The following is a 22,765-nucleotide window of genomic DNA, read 5'->3' as shown; positions in this document are numbered from 1 at the left end:
AAGATTTTTAAAACAACCTCTAAGTATTCTGACTAAACTCTTCACATCTATGCAAATCCAAACTAAGTGAATACACTCAGCATAAAAAATAAGCCCAACATTGTCCCTAGCGCACTGTTGGGTTTTAAACCTATCAAAATGTGAGGTGAAGACAATAAATTACAGCCGCACAATCCCCCGATTTACTGCGGTGACTAGGGCTTGAGTGCGATCGCTCACGTTCAATTTGCCGAAAATATTATTAGCGTGGAACCTCACCGTACTCTCAGCGATCTTCAAGTCAGTGCTAATCTGCTGGTTATTCTTGCCCTTGGCGATGAGGCGCAGCACTTCCAACTCGCGATCGCTCAATTCTTCCTTGTCCATCCGTTCGGCTAGCTTGGCTGCTATACTAGGCGGAATATACTTGTGACCTTGATAAACAGTACGAATCGCATTCAAAAGTTCGTTCGGTTCCGCCCCTTTGAGAATATAACCTTTTGCACCAGCCCGTAGTCCCCGATAGATATCCTCATCACCATCAAAGGTGGTTAAGACAACAATTCGAGCTTGTTTATAATTATTACAGATAGTAGCGATCGCATCCGCACCTTCCATCTGCGGCATTTGCAAATCCATCAGCACCACGTCAGGTTGATGTTGGCAAAAAAGTTCTACCGCCTCTTTTCCATCACCAGCATGAGCAACTACAGTCATATCTGGCTCACATTGGAAAAACATTGTTAAAGCTTGTCCTAGAATCGGATGATCGTCAGCAATCAAGATGCGAATGACATTGGATTGGCTCATACGAAATAGTTCAAGTGTGTGTTGTTGGCAAAGTAAGAAATGTTCACAAACAGTCTGTAGCAAGTGCTGTTTGCATCTCTTAAAAAGATACCAATGAGAGCTTATTGATAAAGTAAATATAAGGTTTACTTCATCAACAAGCTCTACCTTGAACAACTACCGATTACAAAATCCCAATTACGGATGAGTTTATATATTGATAGTCACCATTACCTCTGTTCCTTGTCCAGGGGAACTTTGAATTGTTAATTTCGCACCAATGCGTTCAGCCCGTTCGCTCATGATTAAAAAACCAAAGCTGTTGACAATAGATACACTACCCATATCAAAACCTTGCCCATCATCTTTAATTCGCAAACTACACTGCCTTTCCTGATACACTAGTTCTATATGGATTTCTTGCGCTCTGGCGTATTTGAAAGCATTGGTTAATGCTTCTTGTCCAATGCGGAGTAGGTTATTTTCCACATCTGGCGGCAGAGGATATATTTCACCTACCACTTGGCAGACAATATGTGTATTGGTAGCGGAAAACATCTGCGTGGCAAAGCGGTTGAGACCATGAAAAATGTTCTCATCCTCTAATAATTGCGATCGCATGGCTTTAATTGAACGGCGTGCTTCAGTTAGCCCAGAATGAGCCAAATCGCGTCCTGCCTTGATTAATGCTTGTGCAGTTTCTATATCTGTGGTCAGTTTGCGTGAAGCTGTATCTAAGTGGACAATGACAACAGCAAAGGCTTGAGCTAAGGTATCATGAATTTCCTGCGCCAAACGGTTACGTTCTGCTAAGATAGTTGCTTCCTCAGCCCGTTTACGATTAGTGATATCCTGTACAGCAGCCATCCTAATGTTACGTCCACGATATGACATAACTCTAGCTCTAATCTCTGCCGGAAAAGTAGTTCCATCCTTGCAAAGACAGACGGTTTCATAAATTCCCTCATCCCCTGAGCGAATCTTCTGCATCACCTGTTCCCGGTATTCAGGGGCGGTAAAATCAATAACGCGCATACCAATCACTTCAGAAAACTCATAACCAAACATCTCCGCACAAGTTTGGTTAGTGTCTAAAATTACACCCTCGTGAGTAATCACGATCGCCTCAAATGTCGCCTCTGCCAATAGCCGAAATCGCGTTTCACTTTCCACCAGTGCTAGCTCTGCCTGCTTACGTTCAGCTATTTCCTGTTGTAATTCTAAAGTACGTTCAGTCACCTGTTGCTCTAAAATCAAATTATAATCAGCTAGGAGCTTTTCTGTTTTTTTGCGTTCGGTAATATCAATCCAAACAGTGAGCGCATATATAACTTCCCCAGACTCATCAAAAATCGGCATACTTAAAACTTCCACAGGGGTAGTTTGATGCAGGTGGCGAAACTCCAAATTATCAATATGGACGGTTTCACCTGCTAAAGAATGGACAATTGGCAGTTCAGCAGCAGGATATAACTGGTCAGTTCCAGTTAGATAAATTTGATAATATTCTGCCATTTGTTCCTTTTCAACAAATGGCAATATTTCCATATTCACTAACTTCTGTAATGCACGATTATCATAATATACTTGCCCATTATTATCATTTATGGAAATAGCTACAGGCACAGCGTCAAGAAACTGTTGCAGGCGATTTTTACTCTGCAATAAAGCTTTGTTTAAATCCTGCATTTGGGCAAATGTGGATTGGAGTTGATCAGCCATACTATTAAATGACTTGGCTAATTCTCCTAACTCATCGGTACGCCCTATTTCTATTCTTTTTTCCCATTCACCTTGAGCCAATGCTAAAGCAGATTCTTTTAGCACAGTAACGGCTTTATTAATAGAGCGTACAATGAGAAGACCGACAGTCATAGCCACTATCAAAGCCACAATACACAGCATGACTGTTGTACGAGTGTTAGCATTAATTTCAGACATAAAATCGTATTCTGGAACAACTACCACAATTAACCAGTCAATCCCTCGACGCTCTTGAAAAGGTAGAACTTGAATAAAATGCCGCTTACCATCTATTTGAAAATTTAATTGCTGTGGGCTTTGAATTGCACTGAAATAAGAGAATTTATCCTTCAAATATGCAGATGTTAATCGCGTTTTGATATCACTACTTTCTGTAGCTAAAAAAGATTTAATTTTATTTTCTGGTAATTGTGTTTTGAAATGATTTGCACGAAAAGGCTTTTCATCAGTTGAAGTTGCCACTAATTTGCCTGATGGACGCTCGATAATAAAACTGATGCCAGTTTTGCCAATTTTCAAACTATTTAGGAAAGTGCCAATTTTTGCAAGATTTAGGTTAGATAGTAAAACACCCTGCAAATTTCCCTGATTATCATAAACAGGCTGACTAGCACCAATGTATAAAGCAAGCCCAGAATTATGGGGATAAATCTCACTCCAGACTGGTTTTCCTGTTTTTATCGCTTGATTATACCAATTACGTCTTCGGGGATCGTAGGGTTTTCCATAATCATTTATGCTTGTACGCTGACCTTGAATATTAGTTGCGTAAGTTCGTAGATTGTAATTGGTTGATTTACTAGATACTCTGATTGTCAAAGAGTCATCGGGGAACCGTTCTGATGAAATTAGCTCTTTATTCTTATTGGCAAAACCAATTAAACTCACACTGTCAAATACTTTTAACTGTTCATAAAAATGTTTTTCTAATTGATAGGGATTTTGGATGTTTAATTGTTTGAATTTAATTAGATTAGCGTTATCTTGAGTAATCTTATGGGGAGTTGAAAGAAAATTTTCTAGATTCTGTTGCACACGTAGGCTAATTTCTCTCAATAGCTGGGCTGCAATATTATTTACAGCTTGTTGACCATTTTTGAAAGAAAGATAACCCGTTAAACTGACGACAGCGAAGATTTGTAAAACAAAGGGAATTATCAAAATAGTTCGCAGAGAACGCTTGGTATGATGATCACTAAGATGTTTAAGGGATTCACTCAATGAAAAAACCATACTAAAAATCTGGATTTTTATAATAAAGTTACCTTTAATGTATACTTGATCCGAATGGGAGGATATTCAGACAGGCTAAATTAAACCTCCTGAGATTGATATTTAAACAATAAACAAACATCTATGGTAGTTATTGTGCATCAACCTTTGGGAAGAGGTAAAGCTGATCGCTCTATATACTAATCAGGGTAGTACAAAAGTTTGGCTAATTACTTACGATATAGTTAATCTAGTTGGTAATGGTAATCACTAATTGGTAGTTGGTTTTTACCGTTACCAATTACTGTTTAACTGATACTCACGATAAAGACCGATTATCAATAGCGATTGATACGTATGACTACATCACAAACCGTTCAACAATTATCAGCCCAGTGGATAACACCAGAAAACTTTCGGCGTTATGGACAAGTAATTTTTCCTAGTGCTGATGGTAAAGCTTTTGATGCTGAAGATGCTCAATTAAATCTGCAAAATGGTACACCCCGCTTTTACATTATGCGGTTGCAAAAGCGAGGGCGAAACTTTCATAAAATTACTCGCCATGTGCAATGTACTCAATGTTTAGGTTCTCTAGAAGGTAAGGACTGGTTAATTGCAGTCTGTCCTCCTGAAAATGATTTAGATACACCAGTGTTAGCAGAAATTGCTGCTTTTCGCATTCCGGGGAATTGTTTTATTAAATTAAATCAGGGAACTTGGCACGCTGGGCCATATTTTGACCATGAATTTGTAGATTTTTATAATTTAGAACTGGCTGATACTAATGTGGTTGATCATTTCACCCATGATTTTCTCAAAAGTCATCAGTTAAAGTTTGAGATGGTTTAGCTAAGTTCTGAATATTTGCTGAGGCGAGATGGTACTGTACTAGGCTACTATCGGGTTAAGTATTTATCCTGAATAGTATGTTTAAAAAACTTTCTTTGGCTTTAATTGCGGCGACTATTTTAGTGGCAACAATAGACTATCCCCGCACCACATTAGCCGGAACTTGCGCCTCTAAATGTGGAGCAAAACCACTCCAGTTTACACCAGGGCAACGTATTCGGTTAGAAGTGATAAATAATACGCCAAATTTAGTTGAATTGGAAAGAATTCAAGGTACTACCCCCATCCGTCTACAACCGCAGCAGAAACTGCAATTTCCTCAACAGGACGGTTCTCAACCTAGTCTGTCTCTGATGTTCTGGGATGAAACAGGAGCGCCTTTACAAGCTGTTGTCTCTAAACCTAATTTTGGGACGCTGCGGGTAGAATTTCGTCCGACTTGGCGCTACCCAGGCGATCGCTCTCTCTATATACTGGGTGATGGACGCATAAATATTCTGTGACGTACTCCACACACTCCCCTTTCAGGGTGAGTGTGGGCTTCTCAATGACTCCTAATCCGGACATTAATTGAGCTTTAAGACCGTGCGTCCCACGGTTCTTTATGTTTATAGCTGCGTTTAAATCCCTGCAAATACTTGTGTGACAAATAGGGCAATTGTGCATTCTTTGAGATAGCGGCTTTTTAACTTTGTGACCACAGCTAGAACATTCTTGTGATGTCCCGCTTGGATTTACAGTTACTACCTTCAAACCAGCATTTTCGGCTTTGTTTGAAAGTATGGTTATGAACTGCCCCCATCCGGCATCATTAATACTTTTAGCCAGTTTTGTTTTAGCTAGTCCTTTGATATTCAACTTTTCGACAGCTACAACATCATATTTATCAAGTAGTGATTTTGCTGTTTTAAAGTGAAAATCTCTACGAGTATCAGCAACTTTTTTATGCTGCTTACCCAGTTTTTGAATAGCTTTTTTACGACGATGAGAACCTTTTTTCCGTCTTGATACCCTACGCTGTGCTATTTTTAATTTACGTTCAGCCTGACGTAGATGCTTTGGTGCTACGATTCTAGAACCGTCAGAAGCTACATAAAAATCAATCAAACCTACATCAATGCCAATGATATTGTCATGATTAAAATCAGGCTTAACAGTTGGCACTGTTTTGTCATCAAGGCTCAAGGCTACATAGTAACCATCGGCTTTTCTGGTAACAGATACAGTCTTAATATCAAATCCATCTGGTATAGGTCGATGAACAATTACCTTAACTTCTCCAATCTTTGACAGCGTAATTTTATTGTTAACAAAATGATGTTGTTTAAATTGGGTATAAGTGAAAGTTTTATATTGTCCTTTCCCTTTGAATCTAGGTCTACCAGACTTCTTGCCGTTAACATCACCCTTTAACCATCTATCAAAAGCTAGTTCAACCTTCTTGATAACTTCCTGCAATACTTGAGAATGAACATCCTTGTACCAAGGTCTATCTATTTTAAGCTGAACTAGAGAAGCTTTTTGATTGTAATAGTTGGGTTGTTCCTTTAATTCTGGTAGATGACAAATTAATGGGCATCTATCAATAGGACAGCGATTCATTTCATACCAGTCAAATCTTTGAGCAAGTAAGTAATTGTATTGACAACGCAGCATTTCTAGCGTAATATCAATTTTCTCTGCTTGCAATGCAGTTGGTTTGATTTTGTATTGGTATGAGGTTTTCATTGCTCTATCCTTGTTTTCGACCTATATCTAGGATTACATAAATGTAACGACTTTGTATTGGCATTTATGAAAAATAAAATATTAAATTTAAGGATATCTGAACGTAGATTAAATAAATTAAGATTATATGCAAGTCAAAACGATAAGACTATGACTCATGTAATTGAAGATTTTATCGACTCGCTTAAAGTCAAAACTGGCGATTCCTCACTTCGTGACGCTACGCGAACATCTACCCACAACCAAATTAATCCTACGGATTAATTTGGTTGTGGGTCAATTCGTCATCGCCCAAAAATTCATCTCATCACCTCCCTTCCCTACGGGACGCTACGCGAACGGGTAGGTGATAGGCTTCTTTTTGTTCAAGCTAAAACCAACGTTATGATTTTGGAAGCAGCAATGCTCAATGTCAAAAGTGGCGCAGAGGATGATTTTGAAGATGCTTTCCAGCAAGCCTCAAATATTATTGCCTCAATGAATGGTTATATCTCCCATGAACTTCATCGCTGTTTAGAGGTGAAAGGCAAATATTTGTTGCTGGTGAAATGGGAAACTCTAGAGGCGCATACAGTTGGATTTAGAAGTTCTCCAGAATATCAACAATGGAAGCAACTCCTCCATCATTTTTACGAACCATTTCCCACGGTTGAACATTTTGAATCAATTTGTTAACAGTGGACAGTGAACACAACCTGATAACTGATAACTGATAACTGATTTAAAGTAAACGTTTGGTAAGATTTTGTGAGTAATACTAGGGGTGAGGATAAGATCATGCTTCACCCCTTTGTGTGTTGATACCTGACTCCATAGCTCAATGCTTGACCAACGATCGCAATTATCAAAACCTTCCAGGCGTTTACCCAACCAACGTTGGCAAATTCACCTCCAAAAAGCAGAATTAGCTCAAAAACTGGCGGATGCCACAAATCTATCACCTATTGTTTGTCAATTGTTGATTAATAGGGGTATCGAAACAGCAGCACAAGCACAAGCATTTTTAGAGCCGGAATCTTTAAACTTACCTTCGCCATTGACAGAGTTCCCAGATTTGGCGGTGAGTGTGGAATTGTTGCAAGAGGCGATCGCATCCCATAGTAAAATAGCTATATGCGGTGATTATGATGCCGATGGTATGACTAGCACCGCTTTACTCTTACGCAGTCTCCGCAGTTTAGGCGCTCAAGTAGATTATGCTATTCCTAGCCGAATGCACGAAGGCTATGGTATTAACAAGCGGATTGTGGAAGAATTTCATAGTGAAGGTGTTAAATTAATTCTCACTGTTGATAATGGTATTTCCGCTTTTGAACCCATCGCTAGAGCCAAAGAACTTGGGTTAAAAGTTATTATCACCGACCACCACGACATCCCCCAAAAACTACCCCCAGCCGATGCTATCCTCAACCCTAAACTCATCGCTGAATCTTCACCATATAGGGGTGTAGCTGGTGTGGGTGTTGCCTATATTTTGGCAGTATCCCTAGCACAAAAGCTAGACAAAACCAAAGGCTTAATTCAGCCAATGTTAGCACTATTCACCTTGGGAACGATCGCAGATTTAGCTCCCCTAACTGGTGTCAACCGTCGCTGGGTAAAACGCGGTTTGAAACTATTACCTAAATCCCAATTAGCAGGAGTACAGGCGTTAATTCAAGTCGCGGGAGTCCAAGCGAGCAATTCAAAATTCAAAATTCAAAATTCAAAATTAATCAATAATGACTCTAACCAAGATGTAATTAATGCTGTTCCCAGTCCCCAGTCCCCAGTCCCCAGTCCCCAGTCCCTCAAACCAGAGGATATTGGCTTTCGTCTGGGGCCGAGAATTAATGCTGTTGGTAGAATAGGAAATCCTTTGACGGTAATCGAATTATTAACAACAGATGATGCGGGAATTGCTTTAGAACGCGCGATGCAATGCGAACAGGCTAATGCTAGCCGTCAGCAAATGTGTGAGGAAATCGAACAACAAGCGATCGCTTATGTAGAATCTCAATTCCTCTCTACTTTACAGCAAGACCGGGTATTAGTTGTTGTCCAACCAGGTTGGCATCATGGTGTAATTGGTATTGTCGCCTCTCGCTTGGTGGAACGTTACGGTGTTCCTGTGTTTATCGGTACTTATGAAGATGAGGAACTTATTCGCGGTTCAGCCAGAAGTATTCCTGAGTTTCATGTGTTTGAGGCTTTGGAATATTGTCACGACCTGCTGGGTAAATACGGCGGTCACAAAGCAGCCGGCGGATTTTCTCTACCTGCCAAAAATTTACCAGAATTGCGATCGCGTTTATCTGAGTTCGCTAATCAATGTTTAGAACTCCAGCACCTCAAGCCGTTACTGCAAATTGATGCTCAAGCTAACTTCCATCAAATCAATCAAGCACTGTACCAACAGTTAAATACTTTGCACCCTTGCGGTATCGACAACCCCGACCCCTTATTCTGGACAGCCAATGTCCAAGTTGTAGAACAGCAAATAGTTGGTAAAGGTCATATCAAAGTCACACTCAGCCAAACTATTAATAGTCAACAGTATCAATTTAAAGCGATCGCTTGGCGTTGGCGCGATTATTATCCCTTACCACCACGATTAGATATTGCTTACAAATTACGCGAAAATCACTTTAATGGTAATACTAGCCTAGAGTTAGAATTACTAGGTGTGAGATTAGCACAGAAACAATTGGAGCCACTTAACCAATTACAAATATTTTATGCCGCTTCTCCCAAACCTTTAAGAACCACCTTCAATTACAATCAACGTCAATATACTTGCGGAGTCTATGAAAATAACTCTCTTCCAGAATTAAGGATTAAAAACTCAGATGGCAAAGTTTTAGTTATGCAGCCAGGCAGTACAATCGGATTACTCGGAACTAGCCGTGAAGATGCCTTAGAAATTGACCTATCCTTACCGCAATATAATTCTATTGTTCAAGCGGCGATGCAGGCATTATCAGCGCTGAATGTTGAGTCTTGAGTGTAAATTTCAACCACTCAACACCCACCATTCAGCACTGGGAAATATTACAGGTTGCCATTGCGGAATGCTAGGACAAAAATCACAGCAGGCCCAGCAAGGATAATCAATGCAACAAAGGTTAGCTGAAAAATAACTTCCCAATTGATACTGGCTAAAGCGTCAAACATTTGTCTCTATTCCTCCCAATTGTCTTAGAATTACTCAGTTGCATTTGCAAAACCCGTATTAGATCATATCCGGCGATCGCCTGTGATATTTAATTTACTTCATAAAAGTATAGGAAACAACACAAAATGGCAACATGGCAATGCGTCAAACAATGTGGAGCTTGCTGCAATCTTGACCCAGCAGAACGCCCAGAAATAGAAGAATATCTCACACCAGAAGAACTAGAACTTTACCTGAGCATGGTAGGGGAGGGCGGATGGTGCATTAACTTTGACCACATTACCAGAGAATGCCGCATTTATCCCCATCGTCCCCGGTTTTGTCGTGTAGAACCAGAGATATTTCAGCAGATGTATGGTATTGAGGCTGAAGAATTGAATGATTTTGCGATTGAATGCTGTCAACAACAAATTGAAGGGGTATATGGCGACAGAAGTTTAGAAATGCTGCGTTTCGATCAAGCTGTCGGGATTTAAAGTTATGTGAAGCTAATTTTCATCTAAAATCATCGCTCACATGAGTGAGGGAATGGGGAATGGGGACTGGGGGGAGATGAGGCAGATGAGGCAGATGAGGGAGATGAGGGAGATGAGGGAGAAACCCACCCCTAGCCCCTCCCAGGAGGGGAAAAGGGAGATGAGGGGGTGGGGGAGAACAACTGTCAACTGTCAACTGATAACTGATAACTGATAACTGATAACTGACAACTGTCAACTGACTAGAAACTATTAAGATCAGAAGCATCTGCTTATTTAATCTTTACTGCCGCTACCCATGCCTGTGTCGCGCATTGTTACGCTGATTGTTGGTTTAATCGTCATTCTGGGACTCGCCCTGTGGCTGATTGATTCTCTGTCTCGCCTTTATTGGCAATTATCTTATTCGCCACTGTTGGGTAATTTGCTGTTGTTGCTGCTAATTGTCCTCATCGGCTGTTTAGTGGCGGCTTTTGTCTATTATGTGATGGTGTTGCAGGCTGGTGAACAGCGTACCCGTCGCAACCGTCGCCGCGTGAGTGTAGCGCAAATTCCGGCGGCTAAGTCTGATGCGGCTTCTTCTACCCTACAGGCTGTGCGACAACAGGTAGCCCAAATTCAAGATGAAGTAGCACGCCAAGCTTTATTAAGCCGTTCTCAAGAGATTGAAGCTAACTTAGCTAGGGGGGAAATTCAAGTAGTGGTGTTTGGTACGGGGAGTGCGGGGAAAACTTCCCTAGTCAATGCCATTATGGGGCGGATGGTGGGTAAGGTGGACGCACCAATGGGGACTACCAAGGTGGGGGAAACTTACTGTTTGCGGTTGAAGGGGTTGGAGAGGAAGATTTTAATTACAGATACGCCAGGGATTTTAGAAGCTGGGGTGGCGGGAACAGAACGGGAACAACTGGCTAGGGCGTTGGCGACAGAGGCGGATTTACTGTTATTTGTGGTGGATAATGATTTACGGCGTTCTGAATATGAGCCTTTGAAGGGTTTAGCGGAGATTGGTAAGCGATCGCTCCTCGTTCTCAACAAAACCGACCTCTACACAGATGAGGATAAGGAAGTTATTCTAGCACGGTTACGGCAACGGGTGCGGGGATTTATTGCTACAAATGATGTCGTGGCGATCGCTGCTAATCCCGAAGCTGCACAATTGGAAACAGGCGAACTCTTCCAACCAGAACCAGATATAGTCCCCTTACTGCGGCGGATGGCAGCTATTTTACGGGCTGAAGGTGAGGATTTAGTCGCAGATAATATCCTCTTGCAATCTCTGCGCTTAGGAGAGGAAGCCCGTAAACTCATCGATGCACAACGTCGCCGTCAAGCTGATAAAATTGTCGAGCGTTTTCAGTGGATTGGTGCGGGTGTGGTATCGGTAACACCTTTACCAATGGTAGATTTACTGGCAACGGCGGCTGTAAATGCCCAGATGGTGGTAGAAATTGGCAGAGTTTACGGCTGTGAATTAAACATGGAACGGGGACGGGAGTTAGCCCTGTCTTTAGCTAAGACGATCGCTAGTTTGGGTATTGTGAAGGGAGCGATTGAATTACTATCTACAGCCTTGCAACTCAATGTAGCTACATTTATTATTGGTAGAGCCATTCAAGGCGTAACGGCTGCTTATTTAACGAGGATTGCAGGTAAGAGTTTTATTGAATATTTTCGTCATGATCAAGATTGGGGCGATGGTGGGATGACGGAAGTAGTACAGCGACAGTTTCAAATTAATCGCCGGGATGAGTTTATTAAAGCATTTGTTGCCGAAGCGATCGCTCGTGTAGTGAAACCGTTACAAGATAGAGTTGATGCAGTGGAAAATGATGAACAGGCTAATAATTAAGGATAGGCTAGTGGCGTGACCGGACTAATTTTTTGCATTAGCCAACAATCTATCATCTTGTTCATCTGCGTTTATCTGCGTTCATCTGCGTTCATCTGCGTTCGATTTTTCTCAAATCTATTGCCACATTTTAGTCCGGTCACGCCAGTAGAGTAATTTACTTTTAATTAGTCGATATACCAAAATCATGGCATCCGGTATAAATATTATTTGGTAGTATAAAAATATAGGAGCCTAGCTAACTAAGGATTGGTAGCGACCTGAGTATTAAAATAAGCCTACTGAAAGTAACAATACTTAAGGAACTAAGCCAACATTTTAAGATTCTATGTAAGAATCATTTGTCTTTGAGCTATTCCGGAAACAGCAGACAATAAACCGAAACTTATATAAGGACTAACTCAGTAACCAGCTCATGAACCACCCCATGATCGGTAAAGTATTGCAAGCACGCTACCAAATCGTCCAAAACCTGGGTTCAGGGGTATTTGGACAAACATATATTGCTATAGATATAAATTACCCACATCAACCTAAATGTGTTGTTAAGCAACTGAAGGTAAATAGTTTACACTCTAGCCACCTAGATACACTCAGACTACGTTTTCTCACAGAAACGGAAACCCTCAAGCATTTGGGACAACACCCGCAAATTCCTAACTTTATCACCTGTTTTGAGGAAAACGAGCGCTTCTACTTAGTACAAGAGTACATCGCTGGACACGCTTTAACTGCGGAATTGCCAATTGCTCAAAATTGGGGTTATCTGTGGCGTGAGGATGAAGTAATTACTTTTTTAGAAGATGCCTTAACTATTTTAGAATTTATTCACTCGCAAGGTGTGATTCATTGCGATATTAAACCAGAAAATTTAATTAGACGTGCTGTTAATGGTAAATTAGTTTTGATTGACTTTGGTTCTATTGTGTCAGTCAATTTTGCCATAGATCCAGAATTATATATCTATCAGGTTCCTGCTACTTCCTTGGGATACATACCCCCAGAGCAATTTATTGGTCAAACACAGATTAATAGTGATATCTATGCTCTAGGAATGATAGCTATTCAGGCTTTAACAGGCTTAGAACCACTGCAACTAAGAGTAGATCCTGATAGTAATGAGATTATTTGGCGTTCTGTTGATACGCCAGTGAGTGACTATCTAGCGGCTATCTTAACCCACATGATCCGCTACAATTACCAAGTACGCTTTCAGTCTGCGGCTGAGGTCTTGCGTGCAATTCAACAGATGAAATGGGAAACCGCCCAAACACAACTCCAGCAACCACAGCAGATAGAGTACGTTCCCGCAGAAGCAAATTCTGGGTCAGGATCACCACTACTGACAGGAATGAAAGTTGGACTAGCCGTTAATACCTTATTGATGGGACTGGGAACTTATTCATTGTTGAGTAATTCTCCAGCCAACACCGAAACAGAAATTTTATATAAAGCGACAAAAGAATATCAAGAAGGCGACTTGCAACAAGCGATCGCCCTCGCTAAATTAATCCCCTCTCATAGTAATGTATATCCAGATGCTCAAGCCACTATCGAAGAATGGCAACAACAATGGCAAACCGCAGCTAAACAATATTCCTTAGCTGAACAAGCATTACTTGAGAGTAGATGGTCAGATGTTTTTAGTGCTGCCAGTGAAGTTCCCAATATTGCATATTGGCAAACAAAAGTTCAGGATATAGTTAAACAAGCCAATGTCAATATTGAAGCACAAACACAAGATTTATTAGCCAGGGCTTATGCTCAAGCCCAAGCTAAAGATTTTTCCTCAGCATTAGAATATTTACGTCAAATTCCTCAAGAAAGTTCTGCGGGTGCTTTAGTCCAGAAGAAACTGGCTGAATACAATGAAAAACGCCAAATTAGAGCCGCTTACTTTTTACACCAAGCCCGTAAACAAGCATTAGCTGGTAACTTTGATAATGCTGTCAACTACCTCCGCAAAATTCCCCAAGGTACGCCTGTATATGCTCAGGCTCAGGCTAAACTCAATGAGTACAAACAAAAATTACGCCCACAGATGCAAAACCAAAGGATAGCTTATAGTGTGATTGCAGCAACTAAAAAAGCTAAATCCTTGTTTGCAGAAAGTTCAGTCATCAAGGCTAATAATGTGAATTTTGAGACTCAGTTACAAGAGGTAAATATTAACTAATTGGGTGGTAATGGGTAATTGGTAATTGGTAATTGGTTTTTACCATTATCAATTACCTAAGAATAGTCCCTTAATCAATGACTTGCTTTCTGGTAGATTTAATCTGTCCTCGTTTAGTTTTACTGTCAAGACGTTTTCTTTGAGAGCTACGAGTTGGTTTGGTGGGTTTGCGTATTTGTGGCATGATGACCGCGCTTTTGATCAGTTCTTGGAGTCGTTGCAAAGCTTCTTGTCGGTTTTTCTCCTGGCTGCGATGTTCTTGTGCCTTGATGACAATAACCCCTTCCTGGGTAATGCGTCGGTCATTCAGCTTCAAGAGTTGCTGTTTGTAGAAAGCTGGTAATGATGAAGCCTCAATGTGAAAGCGTAAGTGGATGGCTGTAGAAACCTTGTTGACGTTTTGACCGCCAGCACCTTGAGAACGAATCGCGCTAATTTCGATTTCGTTATCAGGGATAATAATCTTTTGAGAAATTTGCAGCATAACTTATATATAGCGTTATTGGTGCGATCGCTACAATTACCAAGTGAGCGATCGCCCCTTCAGCAAAAAATCGTCTAATAGGGGAAAATTTAAAATTGGGCAGTCATACCATTTTGACAGCGCATCTCAAAAACCAGACAAAAGCCAGGGAGAACTAAACGAGAGTGAGTAGTTTATTACAGGGAGTTAACCTATACTTAATCGGCATGATGGGTGCTGGCAAAACTACCGTGGGTCATATACTAGCAAAGCAATTGGGTTATGTGTTTGTAGATACGGATGATATTATTACCCAAGCTGCTAAAAAATCCATCAGTGAAATATTTGCGACAGAAGGGGAAGCGGGATTTCGCCAGATAGAAAGCGATGTGCTGGGACAGGTTTGCGCCCATACTAAGTTAACTGTAGCCACAGGTGGGGGAATTGTGTTACGGCGGGAAAACTGGAGTTACCTGCACCACGGTTTAATTGTGTGGTTAGATGTGCCAGTAGATTTACTCTACGCACGTTTAGCAGAGGATACGACAAGACCACTCCTGCAAGATGCTGATCCTCAAGGCAAATTGCGATCGCTCCTCGAACAGCGTACACCACTTTACTCCCAAGCAGATTTACGCATTCCTGTCAATGCAGGAGAAACACCAGAACAAATTGCTGATCAAGTCATGCAGGCAATCCCCAGTGTGTTGAAAAAGCAGGTAGGGGAGCAGGGGAGCAGAGGGAGATGAGGGAGATGAGGGAGATGAGGGAGATGAGGGAGTACCCACCCCTAGCTGCTAAGAGGAGGGAAGGAGCAAAGGAGAAGAACTATGGACTGTTGACTATGGACTAATGACTAATGACAACTGACAAGATATGTAATAAGAGATTGTGACTAGGAACAAAGTCTTTTAAACTGGCCGCATAAATATTAAGTTTTCACGGCTTGGGGAACGATGGTCAACGATATTGAGTATATCAGGCAAGCTGAAGCTACTCGTGTACAGGTACTAAGCGAAGCACTACCTTATATTCAACAATTTGCCGGGCGCACCGTTGTTGTTAAATATGGTGGCGCGGCGATGAAAGATAGCAAGCTCAAAGACCAAGTAATCCGCGATATTGTGTTTTTATCTTGCGTTGGGTTGCGACCAATCTTAGTCCACGGTGGCGGCCCGGAAATTAACAGTTGGTTAGATAAGTTAGGCATCGAACCACAATTTAAAAACGGTCTGCGAGTCACCGACGCGCCGACAATGGATGTTGTAGAAATGGTGTTAGTCGGTCGAGTTAATAAAGAAATCGTCTCTTTAATTAACCAAGCTGGAGGGTTAGCTGTAGGGCTTTGTGGTAAAGATGGTAACTTAATTACTGCCCGTCCCCAAGGTCAAGAGGGTATCGGCTTTGTTGGTGAGGTGAGTAACGTCAATATCAAAATTTTGGAAACCTTGGTGAGTAGCGGCTATATTCCTGTCGTTTCTAGTGTTGCCGCCGACGATGCGGGACAAGCCTACAATATTAATGCTGATACCGTAGCTGGGGAAATTGCTGCTGCTTTGGGTGCTGAGAAGTTGATTTTATTGACGGATACCAGGGGCATTTTAAAAGATTATCAAGACCCTAACACCCTAATTCCCAAGGTAGATATTCGGGAAGCCCGCGAATTAATCGCTAGTGGTGTGGTTAGCGGTGGTATGATCCCCAAAGTTAGTTGTTGCGTGCGATCGCTTGCCCAAGGTGTAAAAGCCGCACACATCATTGATGGCCGTCTTCCCCACGCCTTACTACTAGAAATTTTTACTGATATTGGGATTGGGACAATGATTCTCGGTTCTCAGTATAGTTAAGTTATGGGAGAGATTTAATCAGTTATCAGTTATCAGTTATCAGGTGATGTTCACTGTTCACTGTTCACTGATAACTGAAACTCCCCAGTCCCTAGTAGTGAGTAAAACGTGAATACCGAAAGTTTAGAACTGGCTAAAACTCGATATCAAGCAGGCAAAATCGCTTTTGAAAGTGGACAATATCGAGAAGCTGTAGAAAATCTAGAAAAAGCTAGCGCCCTATTGGCACGTAATACCCGCCTTGGGGGTGAGGTGGAAATTTGGCTAGTTACCGCCTATGAAGCCGCCGGACGCACAGAAGATGCGATCGCACTTTGTCAACAGTTACGTCGTCATCCCCACTCGGAAACACGCCAGCAAGCCCAACGTCTGCTTTATATCCTACAAGCGCCAAGGCTGAAAAGACCTAGTAATTGGATGACAGAAATTCCCGATTTAACCGCACTGTCTGACAATGAATCCCAAATTCGCATAGCCGCCAAACCACGAAAAACGAGTGAACGCAAACCACCTGCTGAACCAGAATTTGTTGACCTCAGCCAAGTTAATACTAAAGACAATCGCTTTATTTGGCTAGCTTTAGTTGTGATTGGATTAACTATTTCATATTTGGTTTGGTTGGGTTTTTAGGAGGCAGGAGGCAGGAGGCAGGAGGCAGGAGGCAGGAGAATAATAATAGTAAATTTTTAGGAGGAATATATTAATGAGTTATGCTAATTTGGGCAATATTTTCACTAAATTAATTCAACGTTGTCAGGTTGTTTTATCACAGTTAACTGATAAAAATAAAATGAGGAAACCTATATTTTTATTAGTGCTGGTAGTATCACTATTATTATCTGGCTGCGTCGAGTATGATGTGGGCGTTAATTTTAATAACGCGAATAACGGGCAACTGGTGCAGCATATTAAATTAGGTGAACAGCTTACCAGTTTTAGCGGTGATTATGTCTACGAATGGTTAAATAGTATAGAGCGCCGCGCTCGGAAACTGGATGGTAGAGCTAGACGCATTTCTAGGGATGAAGTTGTGGTGACAATTCCCTTTAGTAATGGGAAAGAATTACAAACAAAGTTTAACGAGTTTTTCAATTCTGGTAAGCAACAAACAACAGAAGGTGGGGCGGCAGGGAACTCAGAATTACCAAAAATCGAATCTAACTTACTTGTAGTACAAAATAATTTTCTGTTAGCAGTAAAAAATGAATTGATTTTTGATTTAGACTTGCGATCGCTCTCTTTAATTGCTAGCAGAGGTAACGTTTTAGCAGATACTGGGGCAATTCTTGATTTAGAGTTTGGCTTAAAAACTCCTTGGGGAGCAAAAAACATTCAAAGAGTAGAAACTGCACCCCAACCAGAAAACAAAGGCGGACAACTCGTGTGGAAATTGCGACCCGGTGAACTCAACCATATAGAAGTAGTTTTCTGGCTACCCAGTCCTTTAGGCATTGGTGCTTTATTAATTACTCTCTTCGTCTGGGGCGGAATATATCTGAGATATACATTCATGCCCGATCCCCAACTTCAATTTGCTACCAAACCCTCAGTAACAGAGTAGGGACTGGGCTTGTCAGTTATCAGTGAACAGTCAACAGTGAACATCACCTGATAACTGATAACTGATAACTGATAACTGATTAAGGTGATAGTCGCTGAATTTTCCAGCTACCATCATCTAGAGTATAAAGCAGGCGATCGTGTAGACGGCTAGAGCGTCCTTGCCAAAACTCAATTTCTGTCGGGATCACTCGCAAGCCTCCCCAATGCGGAGGTCTGGGAATTTCCTGATTTTCATACTTACTTTGCAATTCCTGCATCCGTTGCTCTAAAATCTCTCTGCTAGTGATGATTTCACTTTGATTAGATGCCCATGCACCCAGACGGCTTTTAGCAGGACGGCTTTCAAAATAGTAATCTGATTCGCTTTCTGAAACCTTCTCCACACTGCCTAAAATTCTGACTTGGCGTTCTAGTTCTGCCCACCAGAAAACCAAGGCGGCTTGGGGATTTTGGGCTAGTTCTTGACCCTTGCGGCTGTTATAGTTAGTGAAAAAGACAAAACCCCGCTCATCAAAGTCTTTTAACAACACCATTCTTGCCGAAGGCTTACCATCGGGCTTGGTTGTGGCAATAGTCATAGCATTAGGTTCTGGAAGTTGAGCCGCCAATGCCTGCTCAAACCATTTTTTGAATTGTATAAAAGGATTGGGGTCAATTTCAGTTTCGCTCAGACCCTCTAAGGTGTAGTCTTTGCGAAGGTCGGCTATGGTTTTGTCCATTGTCAATTGCTTCCTTATGATCCAACTAAATGTTTATGTAATAAATTACACAATAAAATTGATATAGCAGGTGACAGGTGACAGGGTTGAAAGTCTTTTGCTGTCTAAATTTTTTCATTTCCTCATGTCCTAACTGCCTTGGTTATTGCTATCTCTATTTTCCCCAACTCCCTTACACCTTTTTTAGCTAAGAAATCATGTCATATATTACATAAATTTTGGTAAATATAGCAGTCGCCACATAGGGCGCGGACATTGATGAATCATCAAATCTTTACTGCAAGGGCTTTCTCTTGCCTGTCCCCTGTTACCTATCACCTGTCCCCTGCTATATATCCCTTTTCTAGCCTGTAGACTCTAATCTCTAACCCCTATTCTCCAGTTAGATTGATACATTTCTTTGTAAATCTATTTATCATGATGATTACTTATAGGACTTACGTAAGTGTCATAATCAAACTAACTGTAGGGTGCGTCAGCGCCAATAATATCTTACAAATTCAATGATTTTCCACATCTGACGCACCCTACCCCAAGTGCCAGTTGCGTAAGTTCTGACTTATACAAGTATTGTCTCAGAGTAGCGAAAGTTGATTACATCAGATGCGCCGTTCATCATCCTTGCAACGTTTACTGATTTATGGTCTGAGCGGCCCCATTGTCGCTCTGAATGTCTGGTTATTGTCCGTACTCTTTCGCTATTTTCAAAACCCCATCACGATTTTGAGTATGGCGGCAATTTTGGCTTTTTTGCTGAATTATCCGGTAAAGTTCTTTGAACGTGCTAGGATAACGCGAACTCAGGCTGTGATTATCGTTCTGCTGATCACTTTAACTTTATTTAGCATTTTGGGAGTAACTTTAGTCCCACTGCTCATCGACCAAACTATTCAACTTTTAAATAAAATTCCTGATTGGTTAACTGCTAGTCAAGCTAACCTAGAGTTGATTGAGAAATTAGCAAAACAGCGACGTTTACCGCTTGATTTGCGGGTGGTGAGCAATCAAATTAACGCCAGTATCCAAAGTGTAGTGCAACAATTGGCTTCTGGTGCAGTGGGGTTAGCGGGAACAGTAATTTCGGGTTTGCTTAACTTTGTGTTAGTGGTGGTGCTGGCATTTTATATGCTTGTGTATGGCGATCGCGTCTGGAATGGTTTAATTAACCTATTGCCAGCGCAAATTAGACATCCCTTCACTACATCCTTGCAACTCAACTTTCAAAACTTCTTCCTCAGCCAGCTATTACTAGGGCTGTTCATGATACTCGCTCTTACCCCTATATTCCTCGTACTCAGAGTACCCTTTGCCCTATTATTCGCCATACTCATCGGTATTTCTCAACTCATCCCCTTTATCGGGGCGACTTTAGGTATCGGCTTAGTGACATTGCTCGTACTTCTACAAGATTGGTGGTTAGCAGTTCAACTTGCCATAGCCACAATTATCGTGCAGCAAATTAAAGATAATCTATTAAGCCCCAGATTACTGGGTAACTTTATTGGACTTAACCCTATCTGGATTTTTGTAGCCATTTTGATGGGCTATGAAATCGCAGGTTTATTAGGAACTCTAGTTGCTGTTCCCATCGCCGGCACAATTAAAGGAACTTTCGATGCTTTAAAAGCTGGTAAGCAAGGCGACTTTATGTCCACCGTCACGATCGCTCATGACTCACCATTAGAGTAAACTTGGCGTAATGTTGTAGTAAATATAGCAGGGGACAGGTGATAGGTGACTCTTGACAGGTGAAGAAGCTTTTCCCTGTAAGGATTTTATGATTCGTCAATGTCCGCGCCCTATGTCTCGCTTGCTATATCTCAGCCTTTACAGAAAAATTACACCAATTATTAAAGTAATACTTAAAAATGTATGAAAGTATTTGCAATTAGACTCAAACCTAATGACGATTTAAAACAATATCTGAAAAACTTTGCCATAGAGCAAAATATTCAAGCAGGATTTATATTAAGTGGAATTGGTAGTTTAAAACAAGCAACAATTCGCTTTGCTAATCAAGATATGAGTACAGTCCTGAGCGAGAAATTTGAAATCCTTTCTTTAAATGGAACAATAGCGAATCAAGGCTTACATCTACATATCGCACTTGCTAATCAGCAAGGTCAAACTATTGGTGGTCATCTTGATAATGGATGTATTATTTACACAACTGCGGAAATAGTAATTGGTACTATTGAAGAGTTTCGCTTTCAAAGAACTTTTGATGAACAGACGGGCTATCAAGAACTAGAGATTCAATATTCCCCATTTAGTTCTTGATGGCGATATCGGTGCGTAATTCCTAATTTTATATAGCAGGGGACAGGTGACAGGGGACAGGTGACAGGGCTGAAAGCCTTTGAAATTAAAGGTTTTAAAATTGTATGATGTCCGCGCCCTATGCTTCGACTGCTATAGCAATTCAAAAAATCTTGGTAACACATCCATTATCTGTAGGGGCGAACATCTGTGCGCCCCTACTCATCTGCGTTTATCTGCGTTTATCTGCGTTCAATTTTATCCAAATCCATTGCCAAATTTGAGCCTCTTCATGCTAATACTTCTCACCACTGTCAATAGTCAAAAATTAACAGTTAACCATGACCTAATTTCACACTGCTTTATTGTTGCGTTGTGCCACAAAACCTAAAGTTACTCGTTTCATGAGTGAGTGTAAAATTACAAGAATAATAAAGGTAATGACAATAATTAATAAAGGCTGTTTTCCTAGAAGTTCCTCTACACCTCTGGTAATTATCTCATCTGGCTGAGTAATAAAATCCCAACTATTAAAACGTAAGAATCTACCCCAATAAATACCAATAGCACAGAGGGCATGAGTAATTAATTCCACGCCTAAAATCCATTGGCTTTTATGAATGCGGTGTAAATAATATCCTAAATTAATTAAAGATATTACATAAGCCTCAAATCCACCCAGAATAACTAGCAGATAAAGAGGAATTAATACTAAAGTTATGATCCAAACAGATTGGACTGTGCGGATGTCGTATATCAAATGAATTACATCTGTTAATAAATAAGGTGCATTTGGTAAGAAAGCATAGAAAACTATAAACCCTAACCACCACAGCCAAGAGCGTCCGCGTCCGTTGCGAAATAACCAAACACTCAAACCCAAAGGTATAAAAGCCAGAAATAAATTCCAAGTCATCCATCTCATATTTCTACCTAAGACTTGCAACAATCTGACTAATAATTGTTCTCGCATTGCTGTTTTCTCTTAAATTATATTTATCAAGTTAGTTGGCTTTTTATTATTAACAATCAATTGATCGAGAAAAATGGGCTTTATATACAATTAAAACTTCACTTAGTCATAAATCATTTTCGGAAAATAGCTCATGATTGTTTAATTTTGTCTAGAGAAATATTATCGACCAATCATAGTATAACAAGTACCTGTAGGGAGGGCAGTGCAACGCCAAAATCATGAAACCAAGATGACTATTTCAAGAATTGAGTATGAATGCTAACAGCAAATCTATCCTATCAAAGACAAAAAATTTTCAAATATTGTAAAATAAGTTACATATTGTTATATAAAATTAATGTTAATTGATTAAGGTTGATTGCAGTACTTGTTTAGTTCTACTACTAACTTATCTGATTCTTTGCCAGTAGTTTTAGCGGCATTTGTGAGAACAGTCTCAATTTCGGCTTTGGCTTTACGGACTTTTTCTCTACCAGTGGATGATGCTTCAACAGCTTTACCTGTACTCAGCGCTTTACTCGCCTTGGCGATCGCTTGACTAAGATTCTGGAAAACCTTGATAAATCGGCTTTGCATATCCTTGAGATTGGGATCGCTCAAATTGAGTTCCTGCAAAGAGATAGTTATTGCATCTAAGTCTTTAGATAGTTGCAAGCTGGTGGTTACTTGCTTTCCCTTATTTTGTTCAATCAGAGTATTTCCTGCATTCACTACCTGAATCAGTCGCTGACATTGAGTGGTTTTATCTCCAGCACAACCACTCAGCAATAAGGCAATAGTTACACTAGCGGGAATAATCAAGTTATACTTACGCACAATCAACATACATTCTCTACCACAGTCCAATCTCGACAATCATAGCTTTGGTAATTGGTAATTGGTAATTGGTAATTGGTAATTGGTAATTGGTAATTGGTAATTGGTCATTAGTCCATAGTCCATAGTTCTTCCCACTC

General features: G+C 40.7%; 21 protein-coding genes. 13 read left to right on the top strand and 8 right to left on the bottom strand.

Annotated features, from left to right (window positions below):
- Window positions 1-159 precede the first annotated feature (159 nt).
- Entirely contained in the window at window positions 160-789 is a 630-nt protein-coding gene (locus H6G83_RS08330; protein ID WP_190469805.1) for a response regulator, read from the bottom strand.
- 189 nt (window positions 790-978) lie between these two features.
- A complete protein-coding gene (locus H6G83_RS08325; RefSeq protein ID WP_190469801.1) occupies window positions 979-3,765 on the bottom strand; it encodes a PAS domain S-box protein in 2,787 nt (928 codons plus the stop codon).
- Between the two features lie 336 nt (window positions 3,766-4,101).
- Here H6G83_RS08325 and H6G83_RS08320 point away from each other — a divergent pair, with 336 nt between their 5' ends.
- On the top strand, window positions 4,102-4,596 hold the full coding sequence (locus tag H6G83_RS08320) for an ureidoglycolate lyase (RefSeq protein ID WP_190469799.1): 495 nt from the start codon (window positions 4,102-4,104) through the stop codon (window positions 4,594-4,596).
- A 77-nt stretch (window positions 4,597-4,673) separates the two neighbouring features.
- Complete coding sequence (locus H6G83_RS08315) at window positions 4,674-5,099, top strand: hypothetical protein (RefSeq protein WP_190469796.1); 426 nt, start codon at window positions 4,674-4,676, stop codon at window positions 5,097-5,099.
- Here the strand turns inward: H6G83_RS08315 and H6G83_RS08310 are convergent.
- On the bottom strand, window positions 4,999-6,324 hold the full coding sequence (locus H6G83_RS08310) for an RNA-guided endonuclease InsQ/TnpB family protein (protein ID WP_242044492.1): 1,326 nt from the start codon (window positions 6,322-6,324) through the stop codon (window positions 4,999-5,001). The genes H6G83_RS08315 and H6G83_RS08310 overlap by 101 nt on opposite strands.
- 384 nt (window positions 6,325-6,708) lie before the next feature.
- On the opposite strand from H6G83_RS08310, the gene H6G83_RS08300 reads away from it, so the two are divergent.
- Both H6G83_RS08300 and H6G83_RS08295 read left to right on the top strand, forming a co-directional pair.
- Window positions 6,709-6,999: an antibiotic biosynthesis monooxygenase family protein gene (locus H6G83_RS08300; protein WP_190469788.1), complete on the top strand. Its 291-nt coding sequence runs from the start codon at window positions 6,709-6,711 to the stop codon at window positions 6,997-6,999.
- A 145-nt stretch (window positions 7,000-7,144) separates the two neighbouring features.
- The gene (locus H6G83_RS08295) at window positions 7,145-9,307 is read left to right on the top strand and encodes a single-stranded-DNA-specific exonuclease RecJ (protein WP_190469784.1); all 2,163 of its coding nucleotides are present in this window, start codon (window positions 7,145-7,147) and stop codon (window positions 9,305-9,307) included.
- A 47-nt stretch (window positions 9,308-9,354) separates the two neighbouring features.
- Here the strand turns inward: H6G83_RS08295 and psb30 are convergent, their stop codons facing one another.
- A complete protein-coding gene (gene psb30, locus H6G83_RS08290) occupies window positions 9,355-9,477 on the bottom strand; it encodes a photosystem II reaction center protein Ycf12/Psb30 (RefSeq protein WP_190469780.1) in 123 nt (40 codons plus the stop codon).
- A 126-nt stretch (window positions 9,478-9,603) separates the two neighbouring features.
- Here psb30 and H6G83_RS08285 point away from each other — a divergent pair, with 126 nt between their 5' ends.
- From H6G83_RS08285 to H6G83_RS08275, 3 genes are all read left to right on the top strand, one after another.
- Window positions 9,604-9,954, top strand: coding sequence for a YkgJ family cysteine cluster protein (locus H6G83_RS08285; RefSeq protein ID WP_190469777.1), 351 nt, complete (start codon window positions 9,604-9,606; stop codon window positions 9,952-9,954).
- 298 nt (window positions 9,955-10,252) lie between these two features.
- Complete coding sequence (locus H6G83_RS08280; protein ID WP_190469774.1) at window positions 10,253-11,806, top strand: YcjF family protein; 1,554 nt, start codon at window positions 10,253-10,255, stop codon at window positions 11,804-11,806.
- Window positions 11,807-12,221: 415 nt separating this feature from the next.
- Window positions 12,222-13,982 carry a serine/threonine-protein kinase gene (locus H6G83_RS08275; protein ID WP_190469771.1) on the top strand — a complete coding sequence of 587 codons (1,761 nt, stop codon included), beginning with the start codon at window positions 12,222-12,224 and terminating at the stop codon, window positions 13,980-13,982.
- A gap of 70 nt (window positions 13,983-14,052) precedes the next feature.
- Here H6G83_RS08275 and arfB read toward each other — a convergent pair whose 3' ends face one another.
- Complete coding sequence (gene arfB / locus H6G83_RS08270) at window positions 14,053-14,466, bottom strand: alternative ribosome rescue aminoacyl-tRNA hydrolase ArfB (protein ID WP_190469768.1); 414 nt, start codon at window positions 14,464-14,466, stop codon at window positions 14,053-14,055.
- A 164-nt stretch (window positions 14,467-14,630) separates the two neighbouring features.
- On the opposite strand from arfB, the gene H6G83_RS08265 reads away from it, so the two are divergent.
- The 4 genes from H6G83_RS08265 (at window position 14,631) to H6G83_RS08250 (ending at window position 17,853) form a co-directional block, all read left to right on the top strand.
- Complete coding sequence (locus H6G83_RS08265; RefSeq protein WP_190469765.1) at window positions 14,631-15,194, top strand: shikimate kinase; 564 nt, start codon at window positions 14,631-14,633, stop codon at window positions 15,192-15,194.
- 207 nt (window positions 15,195-15,401) lie between these two features.
- The gene (gene argB / locus H6G83_RS08260) at window positions 15,402-16,292 is read left to right on the top strand and encodes an acetylglutamate kinase (protein WP_190469762.1); all 891 of its coding nucleotides are present in this window, start codon (window positions 15,402-15,404) and stop codon (window positions 16,290-16,292) included.
- 108 nt (window positions 16,293-16,400) lie between these two features.
- Window positions 16,401-16,922, top strand: coding sequence for a tetratricopeptide repeat protein (locus H6G83_RS08255; protein WP_190469759.1), 522 nt, complete (start codon window positions 16,401-16,403; stop codon window positions 16,920-16,922).
- Between the two features lie 73 nt (window positions 16,923-16,995).
- Window positions 16,996-17,853 (top strand): DUF3153 domain-containing protein, encoded by an 858-nt coding sequence (locus H6G83_RS08250; protein WP_190469758.1) that lies wholly within the window; start codon window positions 16,996-16,998, stop codon window positions 17,851-17,853.
- Window positions 17,854-17,932: 79 nt separating this feature from the next.
- On the opposite strand, the gene pdxH is transcribed toward H6G83_RS08250, so the two are convergent.
- Entirely contained in the window at window positions 17,933-18,574 is a 642-nt protein-coding gene (pdxH, locus tag H6G83_RS08245; protein ID WP_190469754.1) for a pyridoxamine 5'-phosphate oxidase, read from the bottom strand.
- Window positions 18,575-19,177: 603 nt separating this feature from the next.
- On the opposite strand from pdxH, the gene H6G83_RS08240 reads away from it, so the two are divergent.
- Both H6G83_RS08240 and H6G83_RS08235 read left to right on the top strand, forming a co-directional pair.
- Entirely contained in the window at window positions 19,178-20,263 is a 1,086-nt protein-coding gene (locus H6G83_RS08240; protein ID WP_190469751.1) for an AI-2E family transporter, read from the top strand.
- 183 nt (window positions 20,264-20,446) lie between these two features.
- The gene (locus tag H6G83_RS08235; protein ID WP_190469747.1) at window positions 20,447-20,854 is read left to right on the top strand and encodes a PPC domain-containing DNA-binding protein; all 408 of its coding nucleotides are present in this window, start codon (window positions 20,447-20,449) and stop codon (window positions 20,852-20,854) included.
- A 331-nt stretch (window positions 20,855-21,185) separates the two neighbouring features.
- Here the strand turns inward: H6G83_RS08235 and H6G83_RS08230 are convergent, their stop codons facing one another.
- A complete protein-coding gene (locus H6G83_RS08230) occupies window positions 21,186-21,806 on the bottom strand; it encodes a DUF1361 domain-containing protein (protein ID WP_190469744.1) in 621 nt (206 codons plus the stop codon).
- Window positions 21,807-22,157: 351 nt separating this feature from the next.
- Window positions 22,158-22,634, bottom strand: coding sequence for a hypothetical protein (locus H6G83_RS08225; RefSeq protein WP_190469741.1), 477 nt, complete (start codon window positions 22,632-22,634; stop codon window positions 22,158-22,160).
- Window positions 22,635-22,765 lie beyond the last annotated feature (131 nt).

It is taken from the genome of Anabaena azotica FACHB-119 (genome assembly GCF_014697625.1).
Lineage (GTDB): Bacteria > Cyanobacteriota > Cyanobacteriia > Cyanobacteriales > Nostocaceae > Trichormus > Trichormus azoticus_A.
This window is presented reverse-complemented; position numbering and strand designations above follow the sequence as displayed.